A 16,876-nucleotide genomic window follows, 5' to 3' on the forward strand; every position below is an offset into this window, starting at 1 on the left:
TTTGTTTTTTTGAATACAAAAAAGCACATCCATTTTTTGAATGTGCTTTCCAATCTTTTCATGTATAATATAACTCGTACAATTGAACGGCTTGCTCAAGGGTGTCTGGCTCATCCCCGATAGGAAGGGGGTGATGCTCATGTCAACGTTCCAAGCACTGATGTTAATGCTTGCTTTCGGGTCATTTATCATTGCCCTGTTGACATATATAGACAAAAAATAGACTCCCCCTTGAGCTTTGGTAGGTGAAAGGGAAAGTCTATCCTGAACATCCTATTCGATTGGCCAGCCCCTTGAGGGGCCTCATTGTACATTGCCGGGATGTTAGCGCATCCTGGCTTCTTTTTATTGTATGCAAATCTCTTTGCATGTAAACATAATTTTGTGTGTCATTTATCGCAATGTGCATTACAAATGCATTCATTTTTCATTACATTTGCATTATAGCATATTTGGTTTTTATTTAGCTAATTAATTAGCTAATTTCCTCCACATTTCTTAGAAAGAATTCTTCAGCTTTTCAGGCAGATCAAAGTCTTCAAATGTAAATGGAACTTCTTCTTCAAGTGCCTCTGAATCGACATCTAGTCCAGCAATTTTAGCTGAATCAAAGTTGACATCGAATAATGTCACACGCTCTGTGCCTCGGCCTGATGATTTATCATCAATTACCGCTTGAAGAGTGAAATAAGGATCTTCCCCTTTTTTCACATAGTTGAGCATGAGTTGAACGAAACGTGACGTAACTTTATAGAATGTTGCTGTTCCTGTTCCGTTTGCCCCAGTTGTTTTATGGCCAGTCATTCGGCGGCCCATTACGTTCACTTCTGATTTATTTTTCTCCACGTTTGCTTCAAACGTTTTGATAAAGGCAAGCTCCTCACCTTCTAAGAAAAGACGACCTTCTTTACCTGAGATTGTATTTTGCGCTTTAAAAGCCATCTTACTTCACCTCCACATTGAAATAGAATTTTTCTGCTGCGTCTACTGGCTGTACTGCTAAATCGATGATAAATCCATCACGATCTTCATTGAGGCCAATGACGATGTCTGTTTCTGAGTTAAAGCCTGTAATACCGCTGCCATCTTGAAGTTGTGTGAGATACTGTGTAATCAGTGTTTTCACAAGCTGCACTCCATCATCAGATGCTGGAATGTCATTGCCATTGGCTTTGCGTAATTTAATCAAATTTTTCAGTTCAAATGTTAAATCATTGTTGATTGCATCTAGCACACGGATGATTTTGTTTTTCGCCATTTGCTGGTTCTTTTCAACCGTGAAGCTTGTCAAAGAGTTAATATCTTTTTCAACGCTCACCGTGCGGTCTCTTGCATCGAAAGTGAAAAGAAACTCTCCTTGTGATAAACAGTATTCTACTTGATCATTATCAAGACGCTCTAATGTATCGACTGCGCCTTCGTATTCAACAAAGGTCAGTGACTGATTAAAAGTCGCTCCTGCACTTGCTCCCGCGACCCAAGCTGTTGTTTGAGCAGGCGCAAGTTCTGTTCCGTCTTCTAAAACAACACCGCTTGTGACATTGATGATACCTTCTTGATCAGCTGCATAGTTAGCCACAACGCCTTGTACCTTACGTCCTTGCTTATTACGTAAACGCTCAATAAATGACACGAATGTTGCTTTTAATTGCTCACTATTATCGACTGGGAGTGCAATGACATCAAAGTATTCCGTTTCAGCTGCTTCTAGGAAAGCTGTATAATCTGCGACACTTGCCACACCGTTTTTCCCGCCGCTTAAAGCCGCTCCAGCAGTAATGACCGCTTCGCCTTCACCAGAAAATTGAACGTATTTGTTTTTCACAAGATCTTTGACATCTTTGACCACCTGCTTATCGACAATATCTGTTCCAAGATAGGTGATGACGTCACGTTTTGTGCTGTCGAGTACATTTTCTGCCACTTGAATGGTAATCTCATTTCCTTTTTGACCACCGTAATTGGCAGTAACCACAAAGTTTTCTGCGATTTCCGCTTTGGCTGGCTCTCCTTCGTTTAGGCGGTAAAGCAAGACCGTTTGCGCTTTTTTCTTCGCTTCACGGAAAAGAAGAAGTGACTTATCATCAATGTTAAGCCCGACCTTTTTATTTAAGTCTTCCATATCGGAAACGGAAATAAAGGTTTTTGGTTCTCCCCAGCTCATGACAAGAGGAAGTGCAACTGTTCCTCGCTCGCCTAAAGTAATTCGCTGCTCTGCTGTTGTTTTAAAATTAAAGTAAATGCCAGGACGCTTTTTCTCTGTACCTGGTGTAAAAGTGCCTCCGTTCATCCTTTAAACCTCCTTGGACAAAAAAGCATCGATGTGCTTCTTTGCTTCTGTTTTTGTAATTGGTTGATGTTTGATATAAAAAAGAGCACCTTCAAGGATTTCTGGTTTTACCCCAAAAAGATCCTTACTGTACTCTTTTAAGGCTTCAAATGAAAAGCCAAATTCTTTTTCTTCGCCCGCTGTTTGATCGAGCTGTGTTTTTTTAGTCTTGCTCACGTTTGATCACCCCATCTGAAAAATTGATATCTTCTAGGCTTGGCTGTTTATCTCGGTTGTACCAATAGCTGCTATCCCATGTCAGGACAATCGCTGCTACACCTTGATCTATGATTCTTGTTTCCACTCTTTTTATGCGGACATAATCATCAAGCACCTCTCCATCTTCACTGATCATCTGAATGATTTGACGATCAGCAAGCAATGCATCGACGACTGTTTCCGCCGCATCATGCGCTTTTTCTGTATCCATATGAAACACTTTCACTTGCAGCGAATAAGATTTCATAAAAGTAGACACTGTATCTGGACCACTAATGACAGTCACTGGCGGCACATAAACAGATGGCACTTGGAAACGCTCTGGCAGAAGACGATCATACATTTTCACAGGAAAGTGTGTGTATATATAATGCATGATTGCCCCGACTTCTTGATTCATTCCATCACCTCCCAAAATGTCGATCGATCCAGCTTTGAAGCTTTCGATCCAGCGAGTGTTCAAACATTTGTTCATAGAGCATGACGGCATGATCCCAGTACCCATTTCCTTCAATCCATTGAGATGAAAGCATCATGCCAGTACTGGCATTCGGATCATATTCAAAGCGGCTGCCGTTCCATCTCCCAGGCACCCATCTTCGTTCTCCATTTGAAGAAACGGCATGTCCATCATTCACGTAAGAGGCATAATCAAGCTGTGTCCCTACTTCTAGCGTGAGCCCGCCTCGGGAAGTGAGAAAGTAATTCTCCTTGTCACCTTTTTGAAAGGAATTGAGGAGTCGGCCTGTATCAACAGCCTTTTCTTTGATGATTTCATCTTGAATGATGTCTAAAAACTGTAAGCCCATTTCCTGTAACCACTCTTGATATTGCGCCGTTAAGCCGCCACTATTTGCCTGCTGGAGCTGGGATAGCAGCCGGTCAAGTCCATCAATTTTCATAGGTTTTCCTTTCTGACGGCCATCACTTCCATGTGATGATTTTTCACTCTTTTTGGCTGCTGCAACTTGAGTGAGATGCCGTTCCACACCATTTTGTCATGCAAGCGAATGTCGCTTGCTAAAGGGAAATGGACGAGATAGGACTGATAGATGACTGTATTTGGTTCTTCTTGCACGAGTGACTGGCTTTTTTCTACAACATAGCAAGCCACATCTCTCATACTTGGTGTATCAGGATAAGAGATGTCCGTTTGCAGATCCCCTGCTGGTATACCAAATTTGCCGCGGACTGCCTCCTCATTCTCTAAGTGAAAAAGATCACAGCGATCCGTTAATAGAGAATCATAACTCATAATGATCTCACCTTTAAATTGGCGCTGCCGCCAGTTAGTGAAGGTTCAATATAATCAACAAGAAGGGCATACACATAAGGTCTGCCTTTCACTTTGTCCGCTGCCTTTGCATATGAATAATCACCCATTTTTTCTGAAGTCAAGCCTTTTATCATGGATTCATCATCATTCAGCATGGCAAAATACTGGGCCATTTTTAATAAGGCGATCCTTGCTTTTTCAGGAATGGGCTGATATTTTTCATGTGTAAAATCGTGCCCGACAATTTGAAATACCGCTGCTTCTGCTTCAATAATATCTGCCGCTAGTCTCTCTACAGAACGATTTTTCACGCGATCAAATACAGAATAGGCTTGTAGTTCCTCAGCAGAAATGATCATAGCCTGCTGTCACCTACTCTTTCACTTTCATTACTTTGGCTACAGCATCCTCTTCCTCAAATTTGCTGTCGAGCTTCGCTGTCAGAACAATGATAAACTTACGGCTGCGAATATCTTTTTCTACTTCAATACGAATATTGCGAGAAAACCCTACGATAATGTTTTTCGGATGTGTCAGTAAAATATCTGATACGTCTGTTCCTTCTTCATCATATGGCTGCATATTGGCAAGACCTTTGACCGGAACACCGAATGCAGAAGAAAGTCCGCCTTGAATCGCCGCATCTCCGAGACCTGTCTGACGGTTTGCTACTTGGTCTTTCCACTCGACCTCTAAACTTGGGGATGTATAAAAACGGAAATCCTGAGGTACACGTAAATATTTTGACGGCATCGCTTTATAGGCTTGTTTGAACATTTGACGGCTAATTTCCGCTCCATTCGCATCGACAATATGAGAAACTGCCTGTTTTCGTACGCCATCCATTTGAGCTAAAAATGGATCTTGTGATGTTGTATCACCGTTGACGATCAGTTCTTCAATATCGACTGCCGCTCGTTCCGCCAGCATTTGCATAATGGTCTGCTGAATCCCGTCTTTTTCAATGTTGTTTTCAATGCTGTCGTACGTCATATGGATCTCAGCAATGACTTCTTTTGCATTGAGCTGGACAGTGCTTGTCGCTGGGACAACACGGTCTTTTGCATCAAGCGCTTTGCCTTCTTCTGCTGGGCGTAAAATGCGCTGACCGAAGCCGATTTTTTCGATTTTTTGTGAATCACTTTCCATTGGAATGATACGTGCATCATTTAAAACGGTTGGTGTATTTTGCATCATTCTAATGAATGTGTTGGATTGGGTTGCGTTCATGAGACCGCCTGTTTTTAAGCTGGCAAGTGTCATTTCAGCCTTGCGAATCAACTCTTGATTTCTCACACTTTTTCCTCCTTATTTAGGCTTATAGTAAGCCATCCCATATGGGCTTTGTCATATCATTTTGTGTATCGTGATTTGTTTGTTTAGAAATGCCCCGCGCTTTTTCAAGCATGTGTATCCGCTCTGAAATAGGCAGTAGCTGTTGCTGAAGCACTTCCTGAATCGCTGCTTTTTCTCTGCCTGCTGATTTCTCTAAGGAAGAAAGCTGATGACGAATTGGCGCAACCACTTGCTCCAGCACTTTTTGTACAGGTTCTTCTTCACCTGTTTGATCTGTCCCTTGTTTATCCGCTTGTTGTAAAACGTTGTCGATGGCCATTTTTGCTTTTTCTAGTTCGCGTACTTGATCAGTCGTTAATCCGGCATCTTGCTTTTGAACGGATGCTGGTCTTTCACCAATCGTTTGGAGGACATCATTTGTTTTCAACACATCCTGCACAATTGGAATCAATTGTTCAAGTGCCGCTCTTACGCTAGAATCATCACCATCATTTGACTGCAACGTTTCCAGCAGATGATCTAAAACGCTCCAAAATTGTTGTGGCATATTTGCACCTTCCTCTTTCAAAAAGAAATTTTTCAGCAAAGAAAAAAGCCCTCTCTCGTTCGTTTCTTGAGATAGGAGCTGATCGTGTTCCTCTATTGCGATGATGTCTGCTGTTCCAGCCATTGAGTAGCCTGTAATATGGCCTTGCTGAATTTGGTCCCAAATATCTTGTGATGCCTTTGTCACAAGTACCCAAGATCCTTTTTGAATCAGCTCCCCGCCTACTTCAAAATCCGCTGGGGCAATGTATGATTCGACGACTTCGCCAACACCATCTTGAAAATCATGCTGTTTATCAATGCGGCGGGCATCTTTCATAAAACCGTGTGCTGCTCTTTCAATTTCTTTGGCCGACATAAAGTCTTGATGTGCATCAGGTGTATTGGGTTCATACACGACGCCATATACGAGGCGATGCGCATCCTCTGCCTTCGTCAGGACACTGACTTCTTTTTGAAAGTCAGGCTGCTTTTTCTTTGCTTTCATCAAGAAAAATTTCTTTTGGTTGGCGGCCTTGTCCACATAGGAAACATGTGTAATTTTTGCGTTTTTTAATTCCCTTGGCATATGTTCACCCCCTTTCAAAAAAAGCTCACGTCCTTCTATTTCTCCAGCTGGTTTGACTCGGATGGAGACAGCCCATCAGCTGTTTTTATGCGGCTTTCTAAAGGTCGGTGGTAGAATTCTTCCGGCCATTCCTCTAACGTCTTACCAAGAATACGCCCCGCAAGATCTCGTAAATCATTTGGCGATACTGCCCCAGCCTGAATAAATGGTGTCAGAACCTTCGCTATCTCTAATGGATCTCTAAAGTCAGGACCATTTAATAGAAAGCGGACATGCCATATATCTAAATCCGGTAGAAAAAGAGTATTGAGTTTCCCTGTAATAAGATGCCGCTCTGGCTGAAATACTTGCTCCTCCGTTGTTTTTCGCGCGGTATCTGCTGTAGCCTTGTTATAATCTTGTGACTCTCCTGTGTAAATAGGCGGCAGACGAAAAGCGGAGCGGATTTTGTTTCTCGTCTTTTCATCGTATTCTAAAAAGAGCGCATCCTCTTGCAGGATTTCTGCCAAGGATTTAAAGTTCACTTTGACATTTGATACATCTTCTTCACCTGTTAATCCTTTTTCTGTCGGAAGCCCTTCTACTTCAAGCAATAAAAACTTATGCGCATGATCAGACCCTTCAATATCATCCATATAATCTTGTAGCTGCTGATAAGAAGTCTCTGACAGCATGCCGTTTTCGACAATGATGGCACCAGGTACATGCCGTCCTTGCTTAAAATAAAGATAATTCAGCTCTTCTGCTTTTCGTGCGCCATACATATTGACGATGTTGCCAATCCAGCGGGGAATCCCATACGTCCCACTGCCAATTTTAAAATGAATGACTTCTGTTGCTTGAAGCGGTTCTGGTGTAGCATCATCGTACTTGCCTGTTTCACAATTTAATATGCGCGGATCACCATACTCCTTGAAAAAGACTTTCTTCTCATTGATGACCTGCACATATTTTCGGAATCGTTTCTTGCGATTCATCGTCATTAATTCGCCGTTTTCTGTGTAGCGGAATTCGACGTCGACTGGCTCACTCAGCTTGCAAATGCGAATATGGAGTGCATCCAAATACTCGATTCCTGCCGGCTTTCCTTGTCCATCCCGCAGCACCTCTAAAAAGCCATTTCCTGTTTTCTCCCGGTCTTCTAGGACATAACCAAGAATCACGTCAGCAGACTCATCATAGTTCATGTATTTCGTAAACTCTTCGAGTCTTGTCCATTCCTTCTCGGCTGTCTTCTTTTTGACCGGTTTCACATCTTCCGCATTAAAATCAAAGGCGTATTCCACCCCAAAGCCAAAGCCTAAAATGTTTGTTCGATACGCATCTATACATTGCTGAAGAATCGTTGAGTATTCTGCCATGCTTTTTAATTCATTGATATGGTAGGGCGGCGGGACAATGTCATCTTTTTCGTATGAAAATTCATCCTCATACATTTGTTTTGTATGATCAGACATGTTGGCCTTCATAATCGTTGCTTTTAATTGTTTCATTGTATGGACCTCCTCTCTCGGTTTGGACGGACACGCTCTGAAGCAGTCTGTTTCAAATCGGTCACCTCATAATCATCTAGCGCATACCAAATGGCGGATAATGTGTGTGGGTCGATTTGAAATTCATCTTCCTCTAAGCGGCCGTTCTTATCTGCCTTATAGGTTAGTGATTGAAGTTCATAGATGGTATAAGGGCAAGCATCAGAACAAATGATTTTCTTAAATCGTTTAATTTTCTTTGTATATTGCAAACGCGACCCTTGGAACTTATGCGCAGCGACCATTTGAAATCCGCGCTGCCGAAAATAGTGAATCGTTTTAGGCTCTGCTGCGTCTGCCTTAATGAGTTCCTTTGATTCAACAAATTCTTTCAAATCAACAGCTGTTTCATCATCTGTTTTCCCGCGGTCGTAATATTCCCAATAAATATATAAGTACTTTTTTTCATGATCGACAGCTAACCGAATGAGCGCATTGTAGGATTCGACAAATCCAAAATCCATTCCCGCTCGTTTCAGCGGTCTTTCAATCTGCCCGATCGCATCTAATACGTCAGCATGCTGTCTGACCTCAAATTGCGGAAACACTTTTGTGCCATTGATACCGAAGTATCCTTTCCTTGCAATTCGATAAAGATCTGGATCGTATTCTTTCAGCTCATCCAGCTGCTTGACATAGCTTCTAGGAAGAAATAGATTGTCTTCTGCTGTTGAGTGGTGATAGTACGTATCTTTTATCACGATGGTTCGCTGTTTGTATAAGGTTTCGTCATCAAGGACAAATCGTTTCAGCTGTTCATCTCGAAAGAAATGTCTGTACGTCCAATTATCCTGACCAACGGGATTCGTCGATAACATCATATAAAGAGGTAAAACCGGATGTCTCAGCCTTCCAAGCAGTTCTTTAAACCCTTCATAAGAAACCTCGGAACACTCCTCAATCCAAATCATTGAGATGTTGTTGATCGACTTCAATTTCTCAGGCTTGTCCAGTCCTTTAAATAAAATGCTGCTCCCATTGCGAAAAGTGAGAGCAAGCGGTGAACTGCGGCACTTTACTAGATGATCGATGCCAAGATCGCTGACGATTTCTTGTAAAAGAGAGTAGGTCGACTCCCGGTGCGTATCATACACTTCTCGAATGACAAGTGCTGTTCGTTTTTCCTCAAGCAGTTTTAAAACCAGCTTTAAAGCAATGTGATAGCTTTTGGAGGAGCCATAACCGCCTACTAAAAACTGAAACTTTTGATTCCAATCGAACAAAAAGTGTTCAAAGTGAGGATTGACTTCTTTTTCAATCAACGGCGTCATGAATCGTCCTCTTTTCTTTTGATCATGATATGAAGATCTTCTTCTTTTTCCTCACGAACTGCTTTTTTTGTTTTTTCGATTGTCAGCTCAATTTGCTTCAGCCTTAATCTTCGTTCATCTTTTGCGTGAGCGAGCTCTTCAAACTGTTTAATCAGCCGTCTTAGTTCTCCCATTGCACGAGATTGGGCATTTAAAAAAGTAGCATGCCGATCCCATGAAAATTGAAACGAAAATTCCTCTGCCGTGATCTCTGGCTCTGGATGAATGCCTTCGCCTGTTTCTTCCTCTAATGAAGAAGGCAAGTACGTCGCCTTTTTCAGTTCTTTGATCATGTCATCTTGATCTGCTACATGCATGATGCGCTGCGCTCGAATAATGGCTGCGTATTGAATTTGAATTTGATCCCAGATGATATCAAGAGATGTGCGCCCATCCATTTTTTCCATGATTTCAATCGTTTCATCTGAAAGAAATTGATGAAAGATCAAGTGCGCCTGCTTTGACGGTGTTTTTTGTCTTTGCCAGCCGTATCGTCTTTTCCATGATTTAACGGTATGGATGGAGACGTTGTAATGATCGGCTAGTTGCTGGTACGTCATCCCTTTCATATAATCCTGCTTAGCCTCTATCCGTTTATCTTTCATTTACATTCACCTGCCGCCTCCTTTTAGTTCGAATGATTCCCTGAAGAGAAATCATTTGTGCCGGGCTAGCAAACATTCGTTTGGTCTTTCTAACTATAGGTGGCAACTGTAAGACAAGCTTTTGAAGATTGATGTGATGAAAGAAAAAACGCCTATTCAGCAGCTCTGAATAGGCGTTCTTGTACTTTTTTGGACATTTTGGTCCGAGCTCTTTCCATATGTTTTTGGACTGTTCCTTTTTTTACATCTAGCATGATCGCAATCTCGCTAAATGATAGCCCCTGCGTTGTGTGCATAAAAAATACGTCTTTCTCTCGATCTGTCAAAACGGATAAGGCTTCGTCAATTCGCCTTTTGTCCCGCTCACTTATCTCTCTTTCTTTCTCTTGAATGAGGGTGTATTCATGTGATAAAGCCTCTAATACCTCTTGATTAGCAAGAATGGTGCGCTGATACACAGACCGTCTATCTAATCCTCTGCGTGCGCCTGGCTCTCTACCGATTTGAAGCCATTCCACTACGTATTCTAAATCACTGACCATACTGGCGATCATTTTTTGATCATGTTTGTCCTGATCTGACATCTGTTTCTCTTCTTTGTCTTTCAATTGTTCATATCGTTTTCTGGCATCTTTTAAACTTCTTTTATATTCAATCAGTAAATCTTGCATCTGTGCTCTCTCCCTTTTTTAAGAAAATAAAAAACGGACACCAATCAGCCCCTTTTTATAGGGTCTTGATCAGTGTCCGCAGGCTTTCCGTCTTGGACTTATTCAGTTGTTCTTGTTCATCAGACTAGCTGATTTTAAAACCAATCTCATGATCGACTCTTGCAAAATGTCCTTTTGCTGTTTGAATAATCGTTTTTCCATGCTCAGGTACATCCATCATATAAGCCGTTCCTACGTTTCCATCTAACACAATGACTTGAATCTTTCCTTTTTCCATTTCACCGACAAATGTCTGGTTTTCTTGAATCATGATTTGTTTTGGCTCGTTCATATGCTTGTCTCCTTATTTGGTGGTGAGGATCTCATATCATCACCCATCGTATTTAAAATGATTTCCATTCGAGGACGCATGCTATAAAACTGTGAAACTCTTAATTCTACAATCTGTAAAGAGGCGTCATCGGTAACGGCATGAAGTGCTTCTTGTATGTACTGCAAATTTGGTTGAAGAATGCTGATGTGTACCGGGCGTATCAAGCCTTTTTCAGCAGATGTACGCGTGTCTTGGCTGTTCGCTAGATCAATGGGCATATTGTAAAATGAGCGAATGTCGAGTGATAATGCGCCTTTTATTTTGCTTGTGCATTGCGCTTTAGCGGCTGTTTGAATTCTGTTTATCAATGTCTCTTTTGTGCATAAATGTTCTTTTTCAATGATAAAATGAAGGACCATGCTACGATCTCCCGTCATCCTTCGCCCACTGCCGAATGTCTTGTTCGTTTTGACCCGCATTGAGCAAACATTTCAGGAATGTCATGATTTGCTTCAATCGATTCATGTCGCATTCATCCTTTCCTTCTTCTTGTCATCAACGGCTTTTTCTGCCATGAGGGTCATGTATGTGCGTTTTTCTTCTGCCGTGGGGAAAGCAAAAATCGGCTCTTTTTGATGAAAAGTGATCCAGCCGCCAGCTTGTACTAGGCAATGCTGTGCTTCTTTTCGGGCATCAAATGTCATCTGATGTCTCATCATCATCAAATCCTTTCTCACGGTCCTCATCCTCTAATCGATAACCATTTCGGGACATTTCATATGGCCAGTAACGTTTTGGATAGCCGAAATCATTCATTTGTGTCACCATCGGATGTTCGATATTCATTCTGTTTGTCTCCCCTTTTTAAGAACGGTCTTCCTCAAAACTATTACTCTTTTTGTGTAACTTTTGACCAAAAAAAAGCTCTTGAACACCGATATTTAGCAAATCTGCAATATGCTTGGCTATTTCTAAGCTAGGCTTTGTTCGGCCCATTTCTATATTTGCATAGCCACTCGTGTACTTATATCCAAGTTTTTTCGCCATATACGTTTGTGTTTTTCCTTGTAATATTCGTTCTTCTCGTAAATTTTCAAGTTTCATGTTTCCACCTCTTACTCATTATGTGTAAGTTATATTCATTATGATAATATACACAAAACGGGTAAGTCAATCATATTTTTATTCTTTTTGTGTATTTATTTATCTTTTCCGTGTAATTCATGATAAAATTTACACATAATATGAAAAAAGGTGTTTCCGATGGATAATTTGACTGGAAAGATTCTAACTGAATTAAGAGAGAAACATGGATGGAGTAAGTCTACCGTTGCCAAAAAACTCGGGTTAAAGGCGATGTCGACCTATGCTAACTGGGAGTATGGATTGAGAAAGCCAGATGGTGAAATGATTGTGAAAATCGCCGAGTTATACGGGGTCTCAACAGATTATCTTCTCACAGGTAAAGACAAAAACGCCTCTGATGACGATCTTGCAGATGATCCTGATTTGCAAATTGCGTTTAAAGCTGCCTCCGATTTTTCTGAAGAAGCACGAAGACAAACCATCGACTTTATTAACTACATTAGAGAGAAAGAAAAACAAAAAGGCCGTCAGCCAAAACAGACAGACGACAAATAAAAGATCTCTTTTCATAAAGCATCACATAGCTGGGTAGATACCCAGCTTTTTTTATGTCTCTTTTTCCCCCTAAAAAAGAATGACATATGAATAAAAAATCATGTTTTTTGGGGATAAAATCGTCTTCCCCTACATAATATGTGACAATTTTCACCAAAAATACTCATTTTTCCACTTATTTTTATTGACATATAATTCTATTATTATTGATATATGTATATACCAAAAAAAGGAGTGTTACCGATGAAAAAATTAATGAAAGCTTGTACATTGTCTTTAGCTGCTTTAGGTGCTCTTACGTTCTTCCAAACAGAAGGTGCTCATGCAGCTGCACAGCCTAAAGAACCAGTTATAGCAAAAGCTCCTATTATGAATAAAGTGATTACGGTGAACCGCACACTTACTGTAGGTTCTTCAATCGCTGTTTCACTTCCAGCAAGTCAAATTTCTGTCTCAGGCGCAACGTATGCCATTCAATTAGACCAAACTGCTCCAAACTTCACATGGATCCGTGCTGTACAACGCGGTTCTGTTACAGTGTCTTACTATAATTCACTAGGTGAGCTTGTTATTAACTATATTACTGTTCGTTAAGCGATTTTTTTCATATGAAAAGGCGATGACTATATGTTCATCGCCTTTTTGTGTTTTTACTTAAGCTGCTTACCAGTGCTTGCCAATCTCTATCTATTATGTTAACTTTTAATGAAAATAAGTTTACATATTGAGAGGGGCTTATGATGGGAAAAATAACGTCTTTGTCTTGGGAAACGATCGTGAAGAAAGCCATCAATCATAAACCGATTACTATGGAAGAAGGTCTAAAAATTCTTGGAGCAGACGACGCAGAGTTGCTGCCTATTATGCATGCAGCTTATCAGGTGAGATTTCATTTTTTTCAAAAAAAAGGTGAAGTTAAATATGATCTTTAACGCCAAAAGCGGATTTTGTCCTGAAAACTGCGGGTATTGTTCACAATCGGTAATTTCAACAGCTCCTGTTGAGAGGTATACAATGCTTGACCAAAAAACCATTGTGGCCGGTGCGCGTGAGGCGTTAAAAAGAAAAGCAGGGACTTATTGTATTGTAGCAAGCGGGAGAGCACCTTCGCACCTTGAATTAGATGAAGTCACCGCAGCAGTAAAGGAAATTACTGAGACGATGCCTTTGAAGGTGTGTGCATGCCTTGGGTTATTAAATGAAGAAAAAGCGAAGCGACTGAAGGAAGCGGGTGTTCATCGGTATAATCATAATCTCAATACACATCAAGATCATCATGCTCAAATTACAACGACCCATACGTATGATGACCGCGTATCGACCATTGATAAGGTCAAACAGTCAGGGATGTCACCATGTTCAGGGGTTATTATTGGAATGGGCGAAACCAATCAACAAATTGTCGAAATGGCTTTTTCGCTGAGAGCCCTTGATGTGGATTCGATTCCCGTCAACTTTCTCCATGCAATTGAAGGAACGCCTCTTGAACATCAAGAACGCACACATCCGATCAAAGCGTTGAAGGTTTTGGCACTGATGCGATTTATCAACCCGGCTAAGGAAATTCGAGTATCTGGGGGAAGAGAGTTTAATTTGCGAACGCTTCAGCCTCTCGCATTATATGCAGCGAACTCTATTTTCGTAGGCGATTATTTAACGACAAAAGGACAGCAAGTTCAAACCGATCATCACATCATTGAAGATTTAGGTTTTGAAATAGAAGAATGTGCGCTTTAAAAAAGTCTGCCGATGGATCGGCAGACTTTTGACGTTGAGATTAGAATCTTTTATGAAAATCGACAGTACCGCTTCCTTCTTCGCGGTCAAAGCTGCCAACAAAAGTCCAGTTAATATAGCCGCCGTCACCATTGTTGACAAACGTACCATCTTCAAATACCCAAATACCAAACGTAATGCCGTCATATTCAACACTATCATAATAAACAACATTGTTCAGTCCGCTAAAGTCATGATCTTGGCTCAAGTTTTGAACAACTACATTGTAATTTTGACCTGCTTCATAGAATGCACTGTATGCCGCATTTTTTACAAATCCATCACGATTTTGAGATGATTTGACTGCTTGTTCAATTTTATCGGCAATGGCTACTGGATCAATCGAGACACTTCCATCGACACCTGTTGTCGTAGCAGCTTCAGCCTTTTGACCAAAAGTCGTAAGAGATAAAGGGACAGCAACCATTGACGTAGCAATCATAGAGCTAACAAAAAATTTACTTGTTTCCCTCATTATTTCTAACTCCTCCTTTAATTGGTATGTCTATGTACTACCCTTTTCTTTGTCACTTAAACACTAATTTAAGAAAAAACTTCTTTTTCTACCAATTAAGAGGCCGTTTTTACTGTTTAAAAGGGCAAAACAACAAAAAAACTACTCTTTTAAAAGAGTAGTTTTCCATCATTACATAAACAGGATAAATAAAATCAGACCGAGGATGATTCGGTAGATCGCAAAAGGCACAAGTTTGATTTTATTAATCAGTTTTAGGAAGAATCGAACAACAAAGAGAGCCACAATAAACGCACTCACAAAGCCCACAATAAAGAATGGAAGCATGTCTGTTGTTAAATATTCGGCATTTTTAACAAGTGTTAAGAGGCTTGCTCCCGCCATAATCGGCATGGCCATAATAAACGTAAAGTCAGCCGCCGCGCGGTGATTCAGACCAAGAATAACACCACCTGCTATTGTAGAACCCGAACGTGAGAAGCCTGGCCATAGTGCTAAACATTGAAATAACCCGATATACAGCGCTTGTCTGTACGTCATATTATCCACAGAGCTTGTTTCTGTTTTACGTTTATTGATCCAATCAGCGACAAGCATCAGCACAGCCCCTAAAATCAAACCGACAGCGACCGTTCTCACATCAAACAAATATTTATCAATATAATCTTCAAATAAGAATCCTAAAATGACGGCTGGGACGAGTCCAACAGCAATTTGAGCCATGGTCAGCTTATGTCCGCTGCGTTTTTGTTCTTCTGTGATATTTTTCTTTAAGCCTAACAAGTTCAAAATACGATCTTTAAACACGATCATGACAGCTAAAATAGATCCTAACTGAATCACGACTTTAAATGTGTTTGCAGCCTCTGGCGTAATGATGTCTTTTGATTTTAGCCAAAGATCATCAACAATGATCATATGCCCTGTAGACGAGACAGGTGCATACTCTGTTAATCCTTCGACAATTCCTAAAACCAGTGCCACGAATAAATCCCATAGATTCATGATTTTCTTTCCTTTCAATTCTGATCTTTTGAAGGCAAACATCTATGTCCACATAAAGACAAGCTTTCTTTTTCGAAAGCTCGTCTTTATGATACTATATTTTTTTCTAAAAAAGATTATGACATCAAACCTTTTCTTCTTTATACAAATTGGATCGCATTTTGAACCAATCAAACAGGTGGGTCGTGATCACTTTCAGAACGGCATACGTCGGAATTGCGACAATGATGCCGACTACGCTGAACAATTTACCTGCTGTTAATAGAACAAAAATAATCGTAATCGGATGGATATGAAGGTTTTTCCCCATGACCTGAGGAGAAATGAATTTCCCTTCAATGAGCTGAACCACTGTCCAGACAATGATGAGTTTTAAAAGCATCACTGGTGATGTCACAAGCGCAATCACAATCGCTGGTGTAATCGCAATGGTTGGACCAAGGTATGGCACTACACTTGTACATGCCGCAATAATCGCCAGCAGCAGTGCATAGTCAAGTCCAATAATCATATAGCCAATTAAAAGAAGAATACCGATACAGAAGCTGACAATGATCTGCCCGCGTATATAAGAACTCAGACGATGGTTCATTTCGTGAAGCACGATATGAGTATGGTCTCTTAGCTTATTCGGAATAAATTTCAAGAAATAGTCAGGCAGTTTTTTGCCGTCTTTTAATAGATAAAACAGAATGAACGGAACCGTCACGATCGAGATGATAATTTCAGTAAGCGCCCCTAAGAAAGTGCCGACTCCGGTAAAAGTGCTTTCCAAAATCTTCGTCGCTTGACTTGACGCTTTACTTACCAATTCAGAGACGTTAAAGTTCATCGTTTTCTGCACTTGACTAATAAAGTTACTTCCAGTTAATTGTCTAATCTGTTCTTCTACCGTATCAACGTATTTTGGCAGATTATGAAACAGACTCATCGTTTGTGCTTGTAAAAAAGGAATAATGGACACGATGGTCACTGTAATAATCCCAATTATGAGAATATATAAAAGCAAGATCGAAAAGATCCGTTTGACCTTAAATTTCTCTAATAAATTCACAATCGGATTTAATAAATAATACACAACCCCCGTTAAAATAATCGGTAAGGCAATGGTTTTGATGAGTACAATGAGCGGTGTGAAAATAAAAGATGTTTTCATGAAAACAAGGATATTCAAACCTATTAATAGCAGAATGAGTAAAAAGAGAACAAACTTGTTATCAAGAAAAAATTTTCTAAATCGACTGCTCCACATTTGCATAGAATTCATATCTTTCCTCCAAACACGGGCTATTTTATTAGTAAATTGTACACTAC

At 40.5% G+C, this 16,876-nt stretch carries 24 protein-coding genes and 1 pseudogene; 4 read left to right on the forward strand and 21 right to left on the reverse strand.

Going from position 1 to position 16,876, the window contains the following annotated elements:
* The first annotated feature begins 133 nt into the window (after positions 1–133).
* Positions 134–223, forward strand: coding sequence for a putative holin-like toxin (locus M2353_RS14670; RefSeq protein ID WP_072368332.1), 90 nt, complete (start codon positions 134–136; stop codon positions 221–223).
* Positions 224–498: 275 nt separating this feature from the next.
* On the opposite strand, the gene M2353_RS14675 is transcribed toward M2353_RS14670, so the two are convergent.
* The 18 genes from M2353_RS14675 to M2353_RS14760 form a co-directional block, all read right to left on the reverse strand.
* Positions 499–942: a phage tail tube protein gene (locus tag M2353_RS14675; protein ID WP_003213309.1), complete on the reverse strand. Its 444-nt coding sequence runs from the start codon at positions 940–942 to the stop codon at positions 499–501.
* Position 943: 1 nt separating this feature from the next.
* On the reverse strand, positions 944–2,290 hold the full coding sequence (locus M2353_RS14680; RefSeq protein WP_284725638.1) for a phage tail sheath family protein: 1,347 nt from the start codon (positions 2,288–2,290) through the stop codon (positions 944–946).
* Between the two features lie 3 nt (positions 2,291–2,293).
* Positions 2,294–2,506 (reverse strand): YqzN/YkzM domain-containing protein, encoded by a 213-nt coding sequence (locus tag M2353_RS14685; RefSeq protein ID WP_056702583.1) that lies wholly within the window; start codon positions 2,504–2,506, stop codon positions 2,294–2,296.
* Positions 2,493–2,948 carry a phage tail terminator family protein gene (locus M2353_RS14690; RefSeq protein WP_041091933.1) on the reverse strand — a complete coding sequence of 152 codons (456 nt, stop codon included), beginning with the start codon at positions 2,946–2,948 and terminating at the stop codon, positions 2,493–2,495. The genes M2353_RS14685 and M2353_RS14690 overlap by 14 nt, the downstream gene beginning before the upstream one ends.
* Positions 2,949–2,952: 4 nt before the next feature.
* Positions 2,953–3,450, reverse strand: coding sequence for an HK97 gp10 family phage protein (locus tag M2353_RS14695; RefSeq protein WP_047946735.1), 498 nt, complete (start codon positions 3,448–3,450; stop codon positions 2,953–2,955).
* Complete coding sequence (locus M2353_RS14700; protein WP_284725639.1) at positions 3,447–3,803, reverse strand: YqbH/XkdH family protein; 357 nt, start codon at positions 3,801–3,803, stop codon at positions 3,447–3,449. The genes M2353_RS14695 and M2353_RS14700 overlap by 4 nt, the downstream gene beginning before the upstream one ends.
* Positions 3,800–4,183: a protein YqbG gene (gene yqbG / locus M2353_RS14705; protein WP_056702591.1), complete on the reverse strand. Its 384-nt coding sequence runs from the start codon at positions 4,181–4,183 to the stop codon at positions 3,800–3,802. The genes M2353_RS14700 and yqbG overlap by 4 nt, the downstream gene beginning before the upstream one ends.
* 13 nt (positions 4,184–4,196) lie before the next feature.
* Positions 4,197–5,120: a phage major capsid protein gene (locus M2353_RS14710; RefSeq protein WP_096881785.1), complete on the reverse strand. Its 924-nt coding sequence runs from the start codon at positions 5,118–5,120 to the stop codon at positions 4,197–4,199.
* 22 nt (positions 5,121–5,142) lie between these two features.
* Positions 5,143–6,234 carry an XkdF-like putative serine protease domain-containing protein gene (locus tag M2353_RS14715; RefSeq protein ID WP_284725640.1) on the reverse strand — a complete coding sequence of 364 codons (1,092 nt, stop codon included), beginning with the start codon at positions 6,232–6,234 and terminating at the stop codon, positions 5,143–5,145.
* Between the two features lie 35 nt (positions 6,235–6,269).
* Positions 6,270–7,727: a phage portal protein gene (locus tag M2353_RS14720; protein WP_284725641.1), complete on the reverse strand. Its 1,458-nt coding sequence runs from the start codon at positions 7,725–7,727 to the stop codon at positions 6,270–6,272.
* Positions 7,724–9,025: a PBSX family phage terminase large subunit gene (locus M2353_RS14725; protein ID WP_284726009.1), complete on the reverse strand. Its 1,302-nt coding sequence runs from the start codon at positions 9,023–9,025 to the stop codon at positions 7,724–7,726. Before M2353_RS14725 ends, M2353_RS14720 begins: the two co-directional genes overlap by 4 nt.
* Positions 9,026–9,033: 8 nt before the next feature.
* Entirely contained in the window at positions 9,034–9,681 is a 648-nt protein-coding gene (gene terS / locus M2353_RS14730; RefSeq protein ID WP_251210409.1) for a phage terminase small subunit, read from the reverse strand.
* 152 nt (positions 9,682–9,833) lie between these two features.
* Complete coding sequence (locus M2353_RS14735; RefSeq protein ID WP_284725642.1) at positions 9,834–10,352, reverse strand: sigma-70 family RNA polymerase sigma factor; 519 nt, start codon at positions 10,350–10,352, stop codon at positions 9,834–9,836.
* 124 nt (positions 10,353–10,476) lie between these two features.
* Positions 10,477–10,662, reverse strand: a complete 186-nt coding sequence (locus M2353_RS14740) for an XtrA/YqaO family protein (RefSeq protein WP_370648332.1) — start codon at positions 10,660–10,662, stop codon at positions 10,477–10,479.
* 17 nt (positions 10,663–10,679) lie between these two features.
* Positions 10,680–11,084 carry a RusA family crossover junction endodeoxyribonuclease gene (locus M2353_RS14745; RefSeq protein WP_041507685.1) on the reverse strand — a complete coding sequence of 135 codons (405 nt, stop codon included), beginning with the start codon at positions 11,082–11,084 and terminating at the stop codon, positions 10,680–10,682.
* A 102-nt stretch (positions 11,085–11,186) separates the two neighbouring features.
* Positions 11,187–11,381, reverse strand: a complete 195-nt coding sequence (locus M2353_RS14750) for a hypothetical protein (RefSeq protein ID WP_226650593.1) — start codon at positions 11,379–11,381, stop codon at positions 11,187–11,189.
* A complete protein-coding gene (locus tag M2353_RS14755; RefSeq protein ID WP_162835675.1) occupies positions 11,359–11,511 on the reverse strand; it encodes a hypothetical protein in 153 nt (50 codons plus the stop codon). The genes M2353_RS14750 and M2353_RS14755 overlap by 23 nt, the downstream gene beginning before the upstream one ends.
* An 18-nt stretch (positions 11,512–11,529) precedes the next feature.
* Entirely contained in the window at positions 11,530–11,769 is a 240-nt protein-coding gene (locus tag M2353_RS14760) for a helix-turn-helix transcriptional regulator (RefSeq protein WP_100324839.1), read from the reverse strand.
* Positions 11,770–11,928: 159 nt separating this feature from the next.
* Here M2353_RS14760 and M2353_RS14765 point away from each other — a divergent pair, with 159 nt between their 5' ends.
* From M2353_RS14765 to bioB, 3 genes and pseudogenes are all read left to right on the forward strand, one after another.
* Positions 11,929–12,306, forward strand: coding sequence for a helix-turn-helix domain-containing protein (locus M2353_RS14765; protein ID WP_007500560.1), 378 nt, complete (start codon positions 11,929–11,931; stop codon positions 12,304–12,306).
* Between the two features lie 243 nt (positions 12,307–12,549).
* On the forward strand, positions 12,550–12,900 hold the full coding sequence (locus M2353_RS14770) for a hypothetical protein (protein WP_003213146.1): 351 nt from the start codon (positions 12,550–12,552) through the stop codon (positions 12,898–12,900).
* A gap of 146 nt (positions 12,901–13,046) precedes the next feature.
* Positions 13,047–14,043 (forward strand): annotated as a pseudogene (gene bioB, locus M2353_RS14775) (biotin synthase BioB).
* Positions 14,044–14,083: 40 nt separating this feature from the next.
* Here the strand turns inward: bioB and M2353_RS14780 are convergent.
* The 3 genes from M2353_RS14780 to M2353_RS14790 all read right to left on the reverse strand — a co-directional run bounded on the left by M2353_RS14780 (position 14,084) and on the right by M2353_RS14790 (position 16,829).
* Entirely contained in the window at positions 14,084–14,557 is a 474-nt protein-coding gene (locus tag M2353_RS14780) for a stress protein (RefSeq protein ID WP_284725643.1), read from the reverse strand.
* 171 nt (positions 14,558–14,728) lie between these two features.
* Entirely contained in the window at positions 14,729–15,562 is an 834-nt protein-coding gene (locus M2353_RS14785) for an undecaprenyl-diphosphate phosphatase (protein WP_284725644.1), read from the reverse strand.
* A 124-nt stretch (positions 15,563–15,686) separates the two neighbouring features.
* The gene (locus tag M2353_RS14790) at positions 15,687–16,829 is read right to left on the reverse strand and encodes an AI-2E family transporter (protein WP_116306123.1); all 1,143 of its coding nucleotides are present in this window, start codon (positions 16,827–16,829) and stop codon (positions 15,687–15,689) included.
* Positions 16,830–16,876: the final 47 nt, after the last annotated feature.

This window comes from Bacillus aerius (assembly GCF_029894105.1).
Lineage (GTDB): Bacteria > Bacillota > Bacilli > Bacillales > Bacillaceae > Bacillus > Bacillus altitudinis.